The organism is Mesorhizobium sp. CNPSo 4670 (genome assembly GCF_057784235.1).
In genome coordinates, this window is the sequence record NZ_JBWJFQ010000018.1 from 1 (window position 1) to 16,876 (window position 16,876).

At 61.8% G+C, this 16,876-nt stretch carries 13 protein-coding genes and 1 pseudogene; 10 read left to right on the forward strand and 4 right to left on the reverse strand.

Annotation, left to right across the window (positions count from 1 at the left end):
• Together AC0ZT5_RS25360 and AC0ZT5_RS25365 are read left to right on the forward strand one after the other, a co-directional pair.
• On the forward strand, nt 1–223 hold a 223-nt coding region (locus AC0ZT5_RS25360; RefSeq protein WP_488498677.1), incomplete at its 5' end, for an alpha/beta hydrolase.
• Between the two features lie 408 nt (nt 224–631).
• Nucleotides 632–2,174: pseudogene (locus tag AC0ZT5_RS25365) on the forward strand (ABC transporter substrate-binding protein).
• A 267-nt stretch (nt 2,175–2,441) separates the two neighbouring features.
• Here AC0ZT5_RS25365 and AC0ZT5_RS25370 read toward each other — a convergent pair.
• On the reverse strand, nt 2,442–2,957 hold the full coding sequence (locus AC0ZT5_RS25370; protein WP_488498678.1) for a hypothetical protein: 516 nt from the start codon (nt 2,955–2,957) through the stop codon (nt 2,442–2,444).
• An 806-nt stretch (nt 2,958–3,763) separates the two neighbouring features.
• Between AC0ZT5_RS25370 and AC0ZT5_RS25375 the strand changes: the two genes are divergently transcribed.
• Genes AC0ZT5_RS25375 through AC0ZT5_RS25385 form a run of 3 tightly spaced genes read left to right on the forward strand, consistent with a single transcriptional unit; the run spans nt 3,764 to nt 6,886 of the window.
• Nucleotides 3,764–5,074, forward strand: coding sequence for a DNA methyltransferase (locus AC0ZT5_RS25375; protein ID WP_488498679.1), 1,311 nt, complete (start codon nt 3,764–3,766; stop codon nt 5,072–5,074).
• Complete coding sequence (locus tag AC0ZT5_RS25380) at nt 5,074–6,207, forward strand: DUF262 domain-containing protein (protein ID WP_488498680.1); 1,134 nt, start codon at nt 5,074–5,076, stop codon at nt 6,205–6,207. Before AC0ZT5_RS25375 ends, AC0ZT5_RS25380 begins: the two co-directional genes overlap by 1 nt.
• Entirely contained in the window at nt 6,158–6,886 is a 729-nt protein-coding gene (locus AC0ZT5_RS25385; RefSeq protein WP_488498681.1) for an MAE_28990/MAE_18760 family HEPN-like nuclease, read from the forward strand. The genes AC0ZT5_RS25380 and AC0ZT5_RS25385 overlap by 50 nt, the downstream gene beginning before the upstream one ends.
• 24 nt (nt 6,887–6,910) lie before the next feature.
• Here the strand turns inward: AC0ZT5_RS25385 and lepA are convergent, their stop codons facing one another.
• Nucleotides 6,911–8,716, reverse strand: a complete 1,806-nt coding sequence (lepA, locus tag AC0ZT5_RS25390) for a translation elongation factor 4 (RefSeq protein WP_184872772.1) — start codon at nt 8,714–8,716, stop codon at nt 6,911–6,913.
• A gap of 206 nt (nt 8,717–8,922) precedes the next feature.
• On the opposite strand from lepA, the gene AC0ZT5_RS25395 reads away from it, so the two are divergent.
• From AC0ZT5_RS25395 to msrA, 4 genes are all read left to right on the forward strand, one after another.
• Nucleotides 8,923–9,987 (forward strand): TadE/TadG family type IV pilus assembly protein, encoded by a 1,065-nt coding sequence (locus AC0ZT5_RS25395; protein ID WP_488498682.1) that lies wholly within the window; start codon nt 8,923–8,925, stop codon nt 9,985–9,987.
• Between the two features lie 320 nt (nt 9,988–10,307).
• Nucleotides 10,308–11,003: a DUF1223 domain-containing protein gene (locus AC0ZT5_RS25400; RefSeq protein ID WP_488498683.1), complete on the forward strand. Its 696-nt coding sequence runs from the start codon at nt 10,308–10,310 to the stop codon at nt 11,001–11,003.
• A 131-nt stretch (nt 11,004–11,134) separates the two neighbouring features.
• The gene (locus AC0ZT5_RS25405) at nt 11,135–11,470 is read left to right on the forward strand and encodes a hypothetical protein (protein WP_488498684.1); all 336 of its coding nucleotides are present in this window, start codon (nt 11,135–11,137) and stop codon (nt 11,468–11,470) included.
• A gap of 145 nt (nt 11,471–11,615) precedes the next feature.
• Nucleotides 11,616–12,353, forward strand: coding sequence for a peptide-methionine (S)-S-oxide reductase MsrA (gene msrA, locus AC0ZT5_RS25410; RefSeq protein WP_488498685.1), 738 nt, complete (start codon nt 11,616–11,618; stop codon nt 12,351–12,353).
• A 372-nt stretch (nt 12,354–12,725) separates the two neighbouring features.
• Here msrA and AC0ZT5_RS25415 read toward each other — a convergent pair whose 3' ends face one another.
• Nucleotides 12,726–12,998, reverse strand: a complete 273-nt coding sequence (locus AC0ZT5_RS25415; protein WP_095083851.1) for a DUF4242 domain-containing protein — start codon at nt 12,996–12,998, stop codon at nt 12,726–12,728.
• A 226-nt stretch (nt 12,999–13,224) separates the two neighbouring features.
• On the opposite strand from AC0ZT5_RS25415, the gene AC0ZT5_RS25420 reads away from it, so the two are divergent.
• Nucleotides 13,225–15,813, forward strand: a complete 2,589-nt coding sequence (locus tag AC0ZT5_RS25420; protein WP_488498813.1) for a helix-turn-helix transcriptional regulator — start codon at nt 13,225–13,227, stop codon at nt 15,811–15,813.
• A gap of 55 nt (nt 15,814–15,868) precedes the next feature.
• On the opposite strand, the gene AC0ZT5_RS25425 is transcribed toward AC0ZT5_RS25420, so the two are convergent.
• Complete coding sequence (locus AC0ZT5_RS25425; RefSeq protein WP_488498686.1) at nt 15,869–16,873, reverse strand: cytochrome d ubiquinol oxidase subunit II; 1,005 nt, start codon at nt 16,871–16,873, stop codon at nt 15,869–15,871.
• Nucleotides 16,874–16,876 lie beyond the last annotated feature (3 nt).

The window sequence follows — 16,876 nt, forward strand, 5'->3', positions numbered from 1 at the left end:
GCCAACGGTGATCGTATCAGCCGAATGCGACCCGCTGTCGTCGGATGGCGAGACCTACCGCGACCGCATTGTCGCCGCCGGCGGCAAGGCTTTCTGGCACGAGGAGCCCCGCCTCGTGCACAGCTTCCTGCGCGCCCGCACCACCGTGCCGGCTGCGGCGGAAGCGTTTGCGCGGATCATCGCGGCGGTTGCGGCGCTGGGCCGGGGTGAGTGGCCGTATTGAGGGCATTGCCGCTTCGCGGCCACCGTATTCCGTCGATGGGGAGAAGAGTGCCGACGGTGCGGCGCCGATCTCCCCCCTTGCGGGGGAGATGTCCGGCAGGACAGAGGGGGGTGCTGTCCCGCCGACCTCTCAGCTAAATCCAGCCGAGCGCTCAGACCGATTTTGAATGATCTGGGGGTCGAAGGTTGGCGATCCTTCACACCCCCCTCTGTCCTGCCGGACATCTCCCCCGCAAGGGGGGAGATCGGCTGGAACCCTGCGGAGCACCGCACAATCACTGCGGAAAACCGAACACTCCCCGGCGTCACCCCGCCCTATCATCCGCCTGCTCAGGCAACGGCGTCCTGGCGGTCCGCCCACACCGCGTTGGATGTGTCCGCCAGGGCGCCCAACAACAGGGGAACGACGATGAAATTCATGCTCACCGGCAAGAAACTGCACCCGCAAGCCAAACCCGTTGCCGACGATTTCAAAAACGGCGGCATCAGCCGCCGCGAATATCTCGCCCTGATGGCCGGCCTTGAACGTCAAGGGGTTCAAGGACCCGCGCACCTTCGATGGCGTCGAAATGTCCAACGTCGCCCGCCACTGCAACGAATACCTGGTGCGCTGGAACACCGACTTCTCCTTCGAGCCCTGGCTGCTCGAAAGCTGGGAGACTAGCGACGACGCCAAGACCCTGACCCTGCATGTGCGCAAGGGCATCACCTGGTCGAATGGCGATGCCTTCAACGCCGACGATGTCATCCACAACCTCACCCGCTGGTGCGACGCCTCGATAGCAGGCAATTCGGTCGCCGCGCGCATGGGTGCGCTGGTCAATGCCGACACCAAGAAGCTGGTCGATGGCGGCATCCAGAGGGTCGACGACTTCACCATCAAGCTCAATCTGCCAAAGCCCGACATCTCGCTGATCGCCGGCATGGCCGACTATCCGGCGCTGATCATGCACCGCTCCTATGAGGGCGACGGCGATCCCATGAAGGCGCTTTCCATCACCACCGGCCCCTGCGAGCTGGTCAGCTGGGATGCCGAGACCGGTGCCGAGGTGAAGCGCAGGGATAAGCCATGGTGGAAGGGCGAGTTCTGGCTCGACGGCATCAAATGGGTCGATTACGGCTCCGACCCCAACGCCATGCTGTCGGCGTTCGAATCGGGCGAGATCGACACCGACCACGAAACCGCCTCCGATGCCGTCTCGCAGACCGATCAGATGGGGCTGAAAAATTCCGAGATCGCCACCGGCTCCACCATCGTCGCCCGCTTCAATGTTGGCAACGCGCCCTATGACGACGCCAAGGTGCGCCGCGCCGCCCAGCTCGCGGTCGACAATTCGGCGGTGCTGACGCTCGGTCTCGGCGGCCGCGGCAAGCCCGCCGACAACCACCATGTCGGCCCCATGCACCCCGAATATGCCGATATCGGCCCGGCCAAGCGTGACCTGGACGGGTCGAAGAAACTGCTCGCCGAGGCCGGCAAGGCCGACCATGAGTTCGACCTCATCTCCGTCGACGTCGAATGGCAAAAGAGCACCGGCGACGCCATCGCCGCGCAGATGCGTGAGGCGGGTCTGAAGATCAAGCGCACCGTGCTGCCCGCCGCCACCTTCTGGAACGACTGGAGCAAATACCCCTTCTCCTGCACCGAATGGCTCGGCCGCCCTCTCGGCGTCCAGGTGCTGGCGCTGGCCTATAAATCCGGCGCTGCCTGGAACGAGAGCGCCTACGCCAATCCCGAGTTCGACACGCTGCTCGACAAGGCGCTGGCGATGCCCGACGCCAAGGCGCGCCAGGAGATCATGGCTGAGATTGAGCAGAATTTGCGCGACAGCGGCATCATCATCCAGCCCTACTGGCGCTCGGTCTACCGCACCTACCGCAAAGGCATTGAAGGCTGCGAACAGCACCAGGCGCTCGAGCAGCACTTTGAGAAGGTGTGGATTGAAAGCTGAGGCTTCCGGGCGAGACAATCACCGAAGCCGGCGCCGCCCCTCATTGCCCTGCCGGGCATTTCTCCCCGTATAGAGACGGGGAGAAAGAGGCTGGCCGCAACGCCGGCGCCTTTTTCAGCAACGCATACAATTGGCGAAACCCTCAATGACAGCGTCCTTCTCCCCGTCCCTATACGGGGAGGAGATGGCGGCAGCCAGATGAGGGGCGGCGCCGATCCACCTTCTCCCACAGGGGGAGAAGGCAAGGGGCGCGGCACGCCTATCCGCTCACCGCCCAGGCCTCAGCAACGTCCATATCCAGCCGACAAAGGTCAGCACCAGGAACGGATAGCCGGCGGCGGGCAGCGGCGACGAGGTCGGCAGCAAGGGCACTCCCCAAAGGATCATGACTGCCGAGATGACAAACAGCACAGCGGCCACGACAGCGGTCAGCCGCATCCAGATCGCAAAAGTCTTCGGCGCGCTGACCATGACAAGTCCCGCCGCCCAGAGCGAGATGCCGCCGGCATAGGAGGGAACGCTGGCCTGCAGCCCCGCCGCATTGCCGGCCAGCAGCAGACTCTCGCCGGCGAGGAAAGTCAGGAACCCGGCGGCGACGCAGTCATTGCCCAGCCGCTGATACTTCATCGTCAGCAGCGCGGTCGCCACCACCAGTGCCGTGCCGTCGATCGCCCACAGCGTCTCGCGCAGCGCGTCGCTTGCGACGAAGGTGCCGGCAAGCCCGAAAGCGCCACCGATCGCCAGGCCGATCGCGGCGACGACATCCAGAGAATTGGAACGCATGTGAGATCTCCCCCAAGCCGTGCAGAGGATACTCCCAGGCAGGGCGATCTAAAAGCCGTTGTCCGGAAGGTAGTCGCAAAACGGAAGCGGCAGAGGCGTCGAGCGGTCGCCAGCTGCTTCGGGTGATTGCCACCCGCCCCGCACCGTCCGGGGAAATGGCCGACGCGAATGCCGGTGAGACAATTGCCTGAGCCTCGCGCCGGCCACTGGCGAACTGATTAAGGTCCGCCGCGCGATTTGTTTAGTCCTCCATTGTGGCACGATCAACCGAGCCTGGCCGTCTGTACGGAATCGGACAAACTGTCCCTGGCGTTATTTCTTGTTGCGGCCGCTCGCCCGGCGCACAGGTCGCGAAAGCCGCGTGAGTCCAGCACCACCGGGACCCCACTGTCGAACGCCCCGCGCCATGAACACGCTGAAGTCGACACAGCCGAGTGGCCCGGTGCGCCGATGAGCGGCCCAAGTGCGGGAAAGAGCTTGCCGGTGGGGCTACTGCGGATTTCGACGGGGGCGGACATGGCGGTGGAGTGAAGCGGAAAGCGGGAAGCTGTCGAGCGGGCGCAACAAAGTGCGTCGGGCGCAACCCGATGACCAATGCGTGACCACCAAATGGGGCTAAACGGCTAAATCGCCCGCAATCGTATGCTGATGCATCGAGAGAGGCGGTAGACTCAGTCACGGGGGCAGACGACGAGTATCTACTTCAATACCTTAAAACGATGAGAACAGGGATTCCAAAAATCGTGCCAACGACTAGAATGCGCTCCTTGATTCCGTTCCTGCTTGCTGTAATGGCTAATTGCTGAATGAGGTTAGAAATTTCTCAGCTCGACAGTCTCCACATAAGTTCGCCAAAGCGAAATAAAAAGGTGCAAACAGGATGGGAAAGGTTTTTCCCATATTATGCGGGCTATCCTGAGTTGTTCGTTGAGGAACTACTCGTAAGCGCAAACTTGCCAGCCAATTCCGTCGTATTTGACCCTTGGAATGGTAGCGGCACATCGACCTTTGTCGCTTCAAGACTTGGGCATAAGGCGATCGGATTAGACATAAATCCAGTGATGGTGGTGATTGCTCGGGCGAGGATGTTGCCTCCCAGCGAAGCAGACTCGTTAGTCCCACTTGCTCTTACGATTTCTACAAAAATTCCCCGGCGCTTGGCTGCCGTCGCAGATGATCCGTTGGAAGAATGGTTTGCTCCTGCGACCGCAGCGGCGGTACGCCAGATCGAGGGAGCTATCCGTCAAAGCACCGTTGGAGGCACCACCCCGCCAGGTTGCGTAGCAGATATCGGGCGAATCTCCGGACTTGCGGCCACTCTCTACCTAGGCCTTTTTGCGACATGCCGCTCTCTGAGTCATGCCCGTAGATCAACCAATCCGACGTGGATGCGCAAACCCAGGTCCGACGCACAAAAGACTGTAGCGCCTGCCGGAGAAATAACCCGCGTATTCGTGGACAATGTGCGTGCGATGGCCGCCGAGCTTGCCGGCGCGGAAAAGATCAAGCCAGCAGCGCCGGCATGGGTCATAGAGGTTGCCGACACAACCAATGCCGACTTGAGGCCCAACAGCGTTGACTTTGTTGTGACGTCTCCGCCTTATTGCACCCGAATAGACTATACCGCCGCGACACGTATCGAGCTAGCGATCTTGGCACCAATTTTGTCTGAGGCGAGGCAGGAGTTAAGTCGAAACATGATTGGCTCTATCAGAGTTCCAATCAAAGAGATTGTTCCATCCACTCTTTGGGGCGACACATGTAATGAATTTCTGAGGCGGGTCAAAGCGCATAACTCCAAGGCATCTTCGACTTACTATTATCGAACTCATCTCGACTACTTTGAAAAAATTAGCAAATCTCTTACCCATATCTCGTCAGCACTACGACCGAAGGGAATTGCTTGCTTGGTAATTCAAGATTCATATTACAAAGAAATACATAATGACCTACCATCTATCGTAGTTGAAATTTGCGAGAGCCAGAACCTGCGACTTGGCCGCCGGGAAGACTTTCGTTTCAGTCGCTCAATGGTGCGTGTAAACCGACACACGAAAATTTATGGCAGACCATCTGTGCCCACAGAGGCTGTCCTATGTTTTGAGAAAGTTTCCTGATGGCCGACAAACCGGACTTGATCGCAGCAATTGCGGCTAGCGTTCGACAGGCCAATACGACTGCGTTGGATGTTTCATTCAACGAACTTATGGACATGTGGGAAAACAAAGAGCTCGATATCCAACCCGACTATCAGAGGTTGTTTCGGTGGACGGCTGCTCAACAGTCACGCTTCATCGAGTCTCTTCTTTTAGAAATGCCGGTTCCTCCGATATTTGTTATTGAAGAGGAGTCAAACACTTATCAGCTTATTGACGGACTTCAGCGCATATCTTCCTATTTACATTTAAGAGGAAAGTTGACAGCCCCACAGGCAACGCCGCCTGTAGCGCTTGGTGACATGCTGGTGCTTGAAGATTGCGATATCGTGCCCGAGTTGGATGGGCTTACATACGACGATCTTCCTACCGCCCTGCAGATAAGGCTAAAGCGTCGCTTCATTCGGATGGAGGTCGTTCGTAAGGAAACAGATCGACGTTTCAAATATCACATGTTCAAACGTCTCAACACCGGAGGAGAGACGCTGTCTGCTCACCAAGTTCGGAACTCGGCGATGAGAATGCTCAGCGACGTGTTTCCCAATTTCGTCGTGAAGATGGCCCAAGTGGACGACTTTAAGTCATGTACAGAATCCCTGACATATGAGAGGCGTATGTCGGCTTTTGACGAAGAGCTAGTTCTGCGATTCTTCGCACTAAAAAACCAGCGTGCACAGTTCAAGCATGAGGTTACTGATTTCTTGGACGAGTATATGGAAGCGATTTGTGATCCGTCCCGCAACGCGCCTTTCAACTATGAAGCCGAGGAAAAGAATTTCCGAAAGACGTTTCAAGCTCTATGGCTGTCGCTTGGCGAATATGCATTCGCTTTTGCAAATCGAGATAAAACGACGCTTAGCTTAGGGTTCAGCATTTACCATTTCGAGGGGATAACGATAGGGATTCAATCAGTTATTGACCGTATCGATGTTGGTAATCCAGCGGTTTTGGAACGATTGAGAGACACTCTGAGAGCGATCAAATTAGATCCCGCTTTTATTGCGATTACGACGGGCGGCGGAAAGAATTCGCCTGGGCCGCTAAATGCCCGAATTTCCTTTGTTTCGGAAAGACTTGAAGTTGCGTTCCCCTAACGAGATATTTCAAGAACTTGAAGACGGTCGAGCGGTACGCGAGGCCGAGGTTCGCTTGCTGCAGAATTTGGCAGAGTCAGAAACCGACAAAGATCGTCAGAACGCCCTTAGGCGGTCCCTGGTTTTGGTTACATATGCTCATCTCGAAGGCTTCGCTAAGTTCGCAATGGATGGTTATGCGTCAGCTGTTAACTCCGCGAAGATCCCATGCAGCGAAGCTATCGCTCCACTTGTTGCAGCGACGCTACATAAAGCCTTCACAGCCCTCCGTCACATTCAATCCAAGCATCCTGTTTTCGGAGGCCCTTTGCCAGACGACGCCGCGCTCCACATGGCATGGAGAGAGCAAGAATTTGTGCGGCAGATTGGGCCGCTGATGGCCACTTCAGTGAATATTCCAGACAACGTCGTTGACACGGAGTCGAACCTTAGCCCCGCTGTATTAAAGAAAAACATGTATAGATTGGGCTTGCCGTTTGAGGTCATAGATGGTCACGATGGGCACATCAGCATGCTTTTAGGGAAACGAAACCAGATCGCCCATGGTGAACTAACAACGCCAACAAAAGCCGATACTGATCAATACATTGCCACTGCATTCGACGTGATGCAATTTGTTCAGGCAGAAGTGTATGACGCTCTGACCAAAAAAGCTTATCAGCGACCCGTCGCAGCCTGACTCCCACGAGGTCGCCCGAACCGCTTAATCCCCCATCTTCAGCGCCTGGATAAACGCCTCCTGCGGGATATCCACCTTGCCGAACTGGCGCATCCGCTTCTTGCCTTCTTTCTGCTTGTCCAGCAGCTTGCGCTTACGCGAGACGTCGCCGCCGTAGCATTTGGCCGTCACGTCCTTGCGCAGCGCCGAGATGGTTTCGCGGGCGATGACCTTGCCGCCGATGGCGGCCTGGATCGGGATCTTGAACAGATGGTGCGGGATCAGCTCCTTCAGCTTCTCGCACATCTGCCTTCCGCGCTTTTCCGCCGCCGTGCGGTGCACCAGCATCGACAGCGCGTCGACCGGCTCCTCATTGACCAGGATCGACATCTTGACGAGGTCGCCCTCCTTGTAGTCGGTGAGGTGGTAGTCGAACGAGGCATAGCCCTTGGAGATCGACTTCAGCCGGTCGTAGAAATCGAAGACGACTTCGTTGAGCGGCAAATCGTAGGTCAGCATGGCGCGCTTGCCGACATAGGACAGGTCGGCCTGGATGCCGCGCCGGTCCTGGCAGAGCTTCAGGATGCCGCCGAGATAGTCGTCGGGCGTCAGGATGGTGGCGCGGATCCATGGCTCCTCGATCGCCGAGATCTTGACCACGTCTGGCATGTCGGCCGGGTTGTGCAGCTCCTTCATCGAGCCGTCGGTGAGCAGCAGCCGGTAGACGACGCTCGGCGCGGTGGCGATCAGGTCGAGGTTGAACTCGCGCTCCAGCCGTTCCTGGATGATTTCCAGATGCAACAGGCCAAGGAAGCCGCAGCGATAGCCGAAGCCGAGCGCCGCACTGGTTTCCATTTCATAGGAGAAGCTGGCGTCGTTGAGGCGCAGTTTGCCGACCGCGGCGCGCAGATCCTCGAAATCGGCGGCGTCGACCGGGAACAGGCCGCAGAACACCACCGGCTGCGCCGGCTTGAAGCCGGGCAGCGCCTTGGCAGTCGGGCGCTTGTCCTCGGTGATGGTGTCGCCGACGCGGGTGTCGGCCACTTCCTTGATCGAGCCGGTGAAGAAGCCGAACTCGCCGGGGCCGAGCTCGTCGACATTGATGCGGGCGGGCGTGAACACGCCGGTGCGCTCGACCAGGTATTTGGCGCCGGTGCCCATCATGCGGATGGTCTGGCCCTTCTTCAAAACGCCGTCGATGATGCGCACCAGCACGATGACGCCGAGATAGGCGTCGTACCAGCTGTCGACCAGCATCGCCTTCAACGGGGCCGTGGCGTCGCCCTCGCGCGGCGGCGGCAACTGGTGGACGATCGCCTCCAGCACGTCGGGAATGCCAAGCCCGGTCTTGGCCGAGATCAGCACGGCGTTGGAGGCGTCGATGCCGATCACCTCCTCGACCTGCTCGCGGATGCGCTCGGGCTCGGCGGCCGGCAGGTCGACCTTGTTCAGCACCACGACGATCTCGTGGTTGTTGTCGATCGCCTGGTAGACATTAGCCAGCGTCTGCGCCTCGACGCCTTGGCTGGCGTCGACAACCAGCAGCGAGCCTTCGCAGGCGGCGAGCGAGCGCGACACTTCATAGGCGAAGTCGACATGGCCGGGCGTGTCGATCAGGTTGAGGATATAGTCCTCGCCATTATTGGCATGGTATTTCAGCCGCACCGTCTGCGCCTTGATGGTGATGCCGCGCTCGCGCTCGATGTCCATCGAGTCCAGCACCTGCTCCTTCATGTCGCGCAGCTCCAGCCCGCCGGTCAGCTGGATCAGCCGATCGGCAAGCGTGGATTTGCCATGGTCGATATGGGCGACGATGGAGAAATTTCGGATGTGGTCGAGGGGCGTGCTCATGGCGGCGCTTTAGCAGGGGCTTGTTGCTGCGGCAAGCGCTGTGCCGCTGCCAGGGCAAGCGGCAGTGCCGCTGCCGTGGCGCGGGAACTTGTCGGCTTTATCGGGGGATGTCGCGGAAAGTCGATAAATTTTAACCAAGTGCGTTAGAGCAATATTCGTGACTGCCATGTTAGCCGGTGCAGATATTCGGTTGTAAGGATCACGGCATGCGGGGGTTAGCAGGCAGGTTTGTCAAGTCGAGGAGCGGCTCGTTCACGCCGATCCTCATCTTCGCCATGATGCCGATTATTGCGGCTATCGGCTTCTCGGTCGACTACACCTCGGCGGTCCAGACCAGGTCGGACATGCAGTCGGCGCTCGATGCCGGCATCCTGTCGATCACCACGATGGACACGAGCTCGACGCTGGCGCAGCGCCAGGTGGTGTTGCAGGATTCCTTCGCCGCCAATGGTGCCCCGACGGGGGCCACCGCGACGCTGAACAGTTTCGTGGTCGGCACTGACGGCACCGCCACCGCGCAGGCCACGGCAAATTACTCGATGCCGACCGTTTTCATGCAGATCGCCAGGATCAACACCGTGCCGGTCGCCGTCGCCTCGGCCGTGAGCAAGTCGCCGGCGCTGGTGGGGACAACCTTCAAGGTCACCGGGGTGTCAGGTTACTGGAACAAGACGATGACGCTCTACGGCACGCAATTCGGTGCCACGGTGGCCAAGCCGCTGATGACGATCAACTATACCTATGGCAACACCAAGGATCCCAAAGGCTACGGCACCACCACCGTCAACACCATCACCAATTCGGGCGGCCAGGACGTCACCACGACGGTCCAGAAGCAGGTCTGCACCGTAGGCAACAACCCACCCAGCGGGGTGACGCTCAAGACCGATGCGAGTGGCACGAAATATTACTGTGTCGATACGATGTATCCAGCCAATGGCTCCGGCGCGGTGATCGACGTCAGCCAGATGTCCGGCCTCTATCTGCAGATGGACGTGCCATCGGGCAACCCGTCAAAGCTGATGTCGAACGATCCGGCCACCTCCAACCGGCTCTATAACGGGCTTGCATCGGACGCATTGACCGAAATCCCGACCGGGCAGAAAGTCGACATCTTCAGCATCGTGCCGTGCGGCATTCCGGGCTACCAGGCCTGGGAGGACGGCGGCAACTCGGTGCCGGCGCCGGTCTCCAACGCCGACTTCTTCTACACCGTCACCGGCAGGTGCGATTTCAACAAGCGGCCCTCCAACACGATGCTGACGCAGTAGGCGGGGCTCTTCCCGAGGGTACGGCGCCAAGCCCCCTCTCCGCCTCGCTCCGCGAGGCGCCGACTTCCCTTCTCCCCGTGTGGGAGAAGGTGTCGCCGCAGGCGACGGATGAGGGGTGTTCCAGAAAGCACCAACGCCTCATTCCGTCCAACACCCCTCATCCGTCTCGGCGCTGCGCGCCGATCCACCTTCTCCCACAAGGGGAGAAGGGAAGGATGCTAACGATCACAAACCGGTGAGCGCTGTAACAAAGCCTCGGCCGGCGGCGAAGTGGGGATATCAGCGGCGCATCCTGGCGCCGTCACCCACGGAGCCAGCCGATGTCGCGTTCCAAGTCACTCGTCGTGTCCAGCCTGAGCGCGCTTGCGCTCGCCACGTCGCTCGGTGCGGCGCAAGCCCAGCCGCTTACCGTGGTCGAGCTGTTCACCAGCCAGGGCTGCTCGTCCTGCCCGCCGGCCAACGCCAATCTGATCAAGGTCAAGGACCAGCCGGACGTGCTGGCGCTGTCCTTCAACGTCACCTACTGGGACTATCTCGGCTGGAAGGACACGTTCGGCCGCCAGGAATTCACCCAGCGCCAGGTCACCTACGAGCCCTCCCTCGGCCATGACGGCCCGTTCACCCCGCAAGTGGTGGTCAATGGCCGTGCTGATGTCGTCGGCGCTGCGCCCGGCGAGATCCAGCAGCTGATCTCGAGCGCCGGCCGCGCCAGCGGCCCGTCGCTGTCGCTCGACGGCGGCAAGGTCAGCATCGGCGCCGGCTCGGCGCCGGGCGGCCGGGCCGATGTCTGGCTGGTGCACTACTCCAAGGGTGTCGTCGAGGTGCCGGTGGCGCGCGGCGAAAACACCGGCCGCACCTTGCCGCACGCCAATGTCGTGCATTCACTGAACAAGATTGGCAGCTGGACCGGCGACGCCACGGCACTCGATGTGCCGGCCGCCTCCGGCGGGCTCAGCACCGCGGTGCTGGTCCAGTCGCCGGGCGGCGGACCGATCCTGGCCGCCGCGACCAACTGAAATTCCCTGCGCATGAGCCCGGCAAGGATCATGCGCAGACAACGACCCGCGCAACGCCGCAGCAGCGGCGCCGCGACAACCCGGCCCACCGAAAGAAGTGCGCCATCATTCCCAACCCCAAGGAGACCATCATGACGACTCTTTCCCGGACGACATTGTCGGCCCGCCTGACGCTGCCGGCACTGGCTCTCGCTTTGTGCTCGACGGCACTGTTTGCCGGCGGCATCGCCCGCGCCGACGACGCGACCAACGCCATGAAGCCCGCCGTCAACGCCATGAAGCCGGCAACCGACGCGATGAAACCGGCCGACGCCATGGCGCCCGACGCGATGAGCACGAACGCCATGAAGCCCGCGGACAACGCCATGAAGCCAGCCGCCGATGCCATGAAGCCGGCAACGGACGCCATGAAGCCGGCGGCGGATGCGATGAAGCCGGCAGCCGATGCCATGGCCCCGGCCAACTAGGGTCGACGCTGTTTCCGGCTCCGGTCCTGACACGAGGACCGGATTCGGACGCACGTGAAAGTGAGGCTTCGGCCGAAACTCACCCGTCGCATGATCCCCTCTTATCCAATAGACTCCACATGATGGACGTCACAGGAGCTCAGCCATGACCGACATTCGAAAACCAGTCGCCAGACGACAGTCGAATTTTGCCAGGAGCGCGCTCGCCGCGTTGGCGCTTGCCGCCGTGGGCGCCGCCTTCTGGCTGACGCCGGCGGTTTCCGCCGAGGACGCGGTGGTCATCCCGCCGCCGTCGGTCGACGAGAAGGCGGCCAGCGGCAGCGAGAAGGCGATCTTCGCCGGCGGCTGCTTCTGGGGCGTGCAAGGCGTCTTCCAGCACGTCAAGGGCGTCAGCAAGGCGGTCTCCGGCTACACCGGCGGCAGCAAGGACACCGCCGTCTACGAGACCGTCGGCTCAGGCAGCACCGGACATGCCGAATCCGTCGAGATCACCTATGATCCGTCTGTTGTCACCTATGGCCAGCTGCTGCAGGTCTATTTCTCGGTCGCCCACAACCCGACCCAGCTGAATTTCCAGGGTCCCGATAGCGGCACGCAGTACCGCTCGACGATCTTTGCCGAAAACGATGCGCAAAAGAAGATTGCGCAGAGCTACATCGCCCAGCTCGACCAGGCCAAGGTCTTCCCCAAGCCGATCGTCACCACACTGGAAACAGGCAAGACCTTCTATCCGGCCGAGAACTACCACCAGGACTTTTTGACCCTGAACCCGACCTATCCCTACATCGTCTATAACGACCTGCCCAAGGTGGCGAACCTCAAGCAGCTGTTCCCGGCGCTGTACAGCGAGAAGCCGGTGCTGGTGCTGTCGGCCAGCAACTGAGGCAGCTTTGACGAAGAGGCGTCGGCGCGACAGCGCTCCCCTCTGCGCTGCCGGCATCTCCCCCCTCGGGGAAGATTGGCAGTTCCGTTGTCCCGGCCACCTTGCAGCGTCGACTGCGGGCGGCCGGGTCTTCAGCGATCCCACCGGTCGTAATCTCGCCAGTCCCGCCGCGTCTGCCGTGCTGGCAAGCCGATATCGTGCCTCAGATGGTCGCTTTCCGGTGGCAAGCGGCGCTTGCCCAGCAGTTGCGCGGGCAGCTCCAACGCGATCCGCCATAGACGGCCAGGCAAGGAGGGCGCGCGGCCGCTGTTTGCCACGGCCGCGGCACCGGTCGGCATGTCGCCATTGCCGCCTCGAGCGAACGGATCTTCATCAGCGATAAAAGTAGGGTTCAAGAACCCTCACCTCCGTGATCTTGTCGACCGGCAGCGAGTTCATTTGGGCGGTGCTGCGGATCGCCTCCGGCGAGGGCGCGTCGTAGACGCAGAAGGTGTGCTTCTTGTCGGGCGACACGAAGGACTGCACCCAGGTCACGCCTTTCTCCGCGTTGCGCATGATGACGCCGCCCAGCGCATCGGCGCCGGCTTCGTTCATCGGCACGTTGAGGCCATCCGGAAATGTACGTTCAATGAGGTAACGGGGCATGGGAGGCTTCCCTTTCCATTGCTTCACGCTCGATTTTGAGCGCGGTTGGACAAAGACCACGCTCGCTAGCGAGGCGCATCGGAGCCTTTCCCTATGTTTGGCGGGACGATTCCCCATGTTAACAACGTTCAGTGCTGGAGCCACAAAGCAGATACCGAGCCGGGCTATCCTGGCGGGCGAGCTGGGGTGGGGTGGCGGCAACCGGGATCACCATGAGCGAATGACCATGCTTCTGGAACGGCAGCCACAGCTGGCGCAACTGGACAACCTTCTGGCGGAAGCCGCGCGCGGCCGTGGTCACGTCGTGGCTTTGTCGGGCGAGGCGGGTGCCGGCAAGTCGACGCTTGTCGATGCCTTCGTCGGTGGTGCCGGCCAGTATGTGCGGATCTTCCGCAGCGCTTGCGAGGACCTGTCGATCCCCGATCCGCTCGGGCCGCTCTACGATCTTGCGCGCGAGGCGCAATGGGCGATGCCGCAGGCGGTCGACGCCCGGCAGGGACAGCGGCTGCCGCTGTTTTCCGACGCGCTGGATGTCTTCGAGGCGAGGACGGGCGCAACGCTGCTGGTGATCGAGGACCTGCACTGGGCCGATGACGCGACACTCGACTTCGTCCGCTTTCTCGGCCGTCGCATTGCCAACACCCACATCCTGCTGCTGGTGACGGCGCGTACCGATCGCAGCGAGGGGCAGATGCGCGTGCGCCGCGCGCTGGGCGAAATCCCGTCGGGCAGCGTCGCGCGCATCGACGTGCCGCTTTTGAGCGAGGCAGCGGTGCTGTCGCTCGCCAATGCGGCCGGCCGCGACGGCGATGCCATCTACCGGGCCACAGCCGGCAACGCCTTTTTCGTCACCGAACTGCTGAGCGCCGAAAATGAAACGGCGTTGCCGGCCAGCGTGCGCGATGCGGTGCTGGCGCGCGCCGAACGCCTGTCGGCCGGCGCCCGCTCGATGCTCGACGCGGTGTCGGTGTTCCCAAGACGGGCCGACGCCTGGGCCCTGCACGGCCTGTGCGGCGTGGCCAGCGCCGGCCAGCTTGCGGAATGCGTTTCGAATGGCCTGCTGGACGATCTGGGCGACGGCTATGCCTTTCGGCACGACATCGCCCGCCGCGCCATCGAGACGATGCTGACGACAAGCCACAGAAGAGAGTTCAACCAGCGCGCACTGACAGCCATGCTCGAAAAGCGCGACATTGCCACCGCGCGCCTGGTGCATCACGCGGTGGAGGCGAACAATCTGGAGGCGGTGCGCGAACTGGCGCCGCTCGCCGCCCGGGAGGCTTCCCGCATCGGCGCGCATCGCGATGCCGCCGGCTACTACGAGGTCGCCTTGCGGCAGGCTGAAGGCCTGCCCATGGAAGAGCGCGCCGGTCTCTTCGAGAACTATGCCTTCGAGTGCCACCTGATCGGCCGGATCGCCGAGGCCATCGAGGCGCAGCAGAAGGCGCGCGCGCTGCAGCGCGCGCTTGGCAATACGCTGAAGGAAGGCGACAGCCTCAGATGCCTGTCGCGTTTCGCCTATCTGATGGGCGACCGCCAGGCCGCCGATCTGTTCGGTGCCCAGGCGGTCGAGTTGCTGGAGACCGCACCGGCCGGGCCGGAACTGGCCATGGCCTACTCCAACCTCTCGCAGTTGGCGATGCTGGCCGAACGGCTCGACGAGACATTGTCGTTGGGCGACAAGGCGATCAGGCTCGCCGAACAGGTGGACCGGCCGGACATCGTCTGCCACGCGCTCAACAATGTCGGCGCTGCCGAACAATGGCTGGACCTGCCCAGCGCGCGGCGGCACCTTGCCCGCAGTCTTGAAATCGCGCTCGAGCAGAATTTCCAGGAACACGCGGCGCGTGCCTTCACCAATTGCGCCTGCAGTGAAATGAACCAGCTGGACTACAACCAGGCTCAGTCCTTTCTCGATCGCGGCATCGACTATTGCGTCGAGAACGACCTCGCGACCTGGCGTGATTACATGCGCGGCGTGCGGGCGCAGTTGCTGCTGCGTTACGGACGTTGGGACGAGGCGGCTGCCGAGGCGCTGGAAGTCGTCACCAACGACCATGCAGCCGCGCTGGTGCGCTATCCAGCCTTGGTGGCTCTGGCGAAATTGCGCCTGCGCCGCGGCGATCCTTCAGCCGAGCCACTTCTTGCGGAAATGAAGCGGTTTCTCGAAAAGGGTGCCGAGCTGCAGAGGCTGCTGCCCTATGCGGCGGTCGTCGCCGAACAGGCATGGCTGGGCGAGGCGGAAGAGGATGAGGCGCTGCGGCTGATAGACCTTGCCGAAAGCCTTTCGCCGAAGCGGGCGGTGTTTGCCGAGCTGGCCGGCTGGCGGCGCTTGCTGGTGCCGGTGATCGGCCCCGGCGACACGTCAGGCATGGCCGCGCCCTACCGGATGCTTCTGGCTGGCGACTGGCAGGGGGCGGCGGATTTGTGGGCCGCGATGGGCGCTCCCTTCGAACGCGGGCTTGCCCTGGTTCAGGGCGATGAGGCGGCGCAGCGCACGGCGCTCGAGATATTCGAAAACCTCGGCGCCAGGCCGGTCGCCCAGCACGTGCGCGACCTCATGCGGCGAAACGGTGTCAATCACATCGCGCGCGGACCGCGCCGCACCACGCGCGCAAACAGCGCCGGGCTGACCCTACGCCAGATGGAAGTGCTGCAGCTGATCGAGCGCGGCTTCTCCAACAAGCGGATTGCCGACCACCTCGCCATTTCGCCGAAGACGGTCGATCATCATGTCTCGGCGGTTCTGGGAAAACTGGACGCCATCTCCCGTGGCCAAGCGACGGCGGCGGCACGCGACTCGGGGCTGATCTGAAAGCACCGCAGGCTGCTTGATCTGCAGGATGGCGACTGGCGACCGGTTAGGGCACTCAGTCGTAGGTCAAATCCGTCGCCTTGCCGCCGAACACCCGGTAGGCATAGAACGAATAGAAGATGATGACCGGCAGCACGACCACCGTGCCGGCCAGGATGATGGCCAGGCTTTCCGGCGCAGAGGCCGCCTGCCAGATGGTCAGCCTGTCGGGCACCACGAATGGATAGAACGACCAGGCAAGACCGGCAAAGCCGAGCGCGAAGATGGCGGCCAGCGTCAGGAATGGCGTCAGCGAATGGCGGTCGTCGGGCCTGGGCAGATGAAAGGTCTGCCGCCACAGCCACAGGAACAACAGTGCCGACAGGATAGGCAGCGGCGACAGATAGAGCATCGCGGGAAAGACGAACCATTTGTCGAAGATGCGCGGGCTGGCGAACGGCGTTGCCAGCGACACCGCGGCCATGCCGAGCGCGGTCAGCACAAGGGCGGTGCGCAGCCAGCGCACCGCCTTCTTCTGCAGATCGCCCTCGGTCTTGTAGATCACCCAGGCGGCACCCATCGCCGCGTAAGCCGCGGCAAGGCAGAGCGCAACCAGCACGCCGAACGCCATGCCGCCCGGGCCTACATCGAGGCCGAGCACATAGACGCCCAGCATATAGCCCTGCGCCAGCGATGCGATAACCGAACCCAGGAAGAAAATACGGTTCCAGCGATGCTTCTTGCCGCTCGGCACCTTGGCGCGAAAATCGAAGGCGACGCCGCGCAGGATCAGCCCTATCAAGAGCACGAACACCGGGATGTAGAGCGCGGTCAGGATGACCCCATGCGCCAGGGGGAAGGCGACCAGCAGCAGGCCGACGGCCAGCACCAGCCAGGTCTCGTTGGCGTCCCAGAACGGACCGATTGCCGCGATCATCGTGTCCTGCTCGGTGTCTTCGGCGGCGGCGAACAGGATGCCGATGCCGAGATCGAACCCGTCGAGAATGACGTAGATCAGGATGGCGAGGCCCATCAGGCCGGCGAAGATCAGTGGCAGCAGGGTTGGCCAGTCGAAGGTCATTGT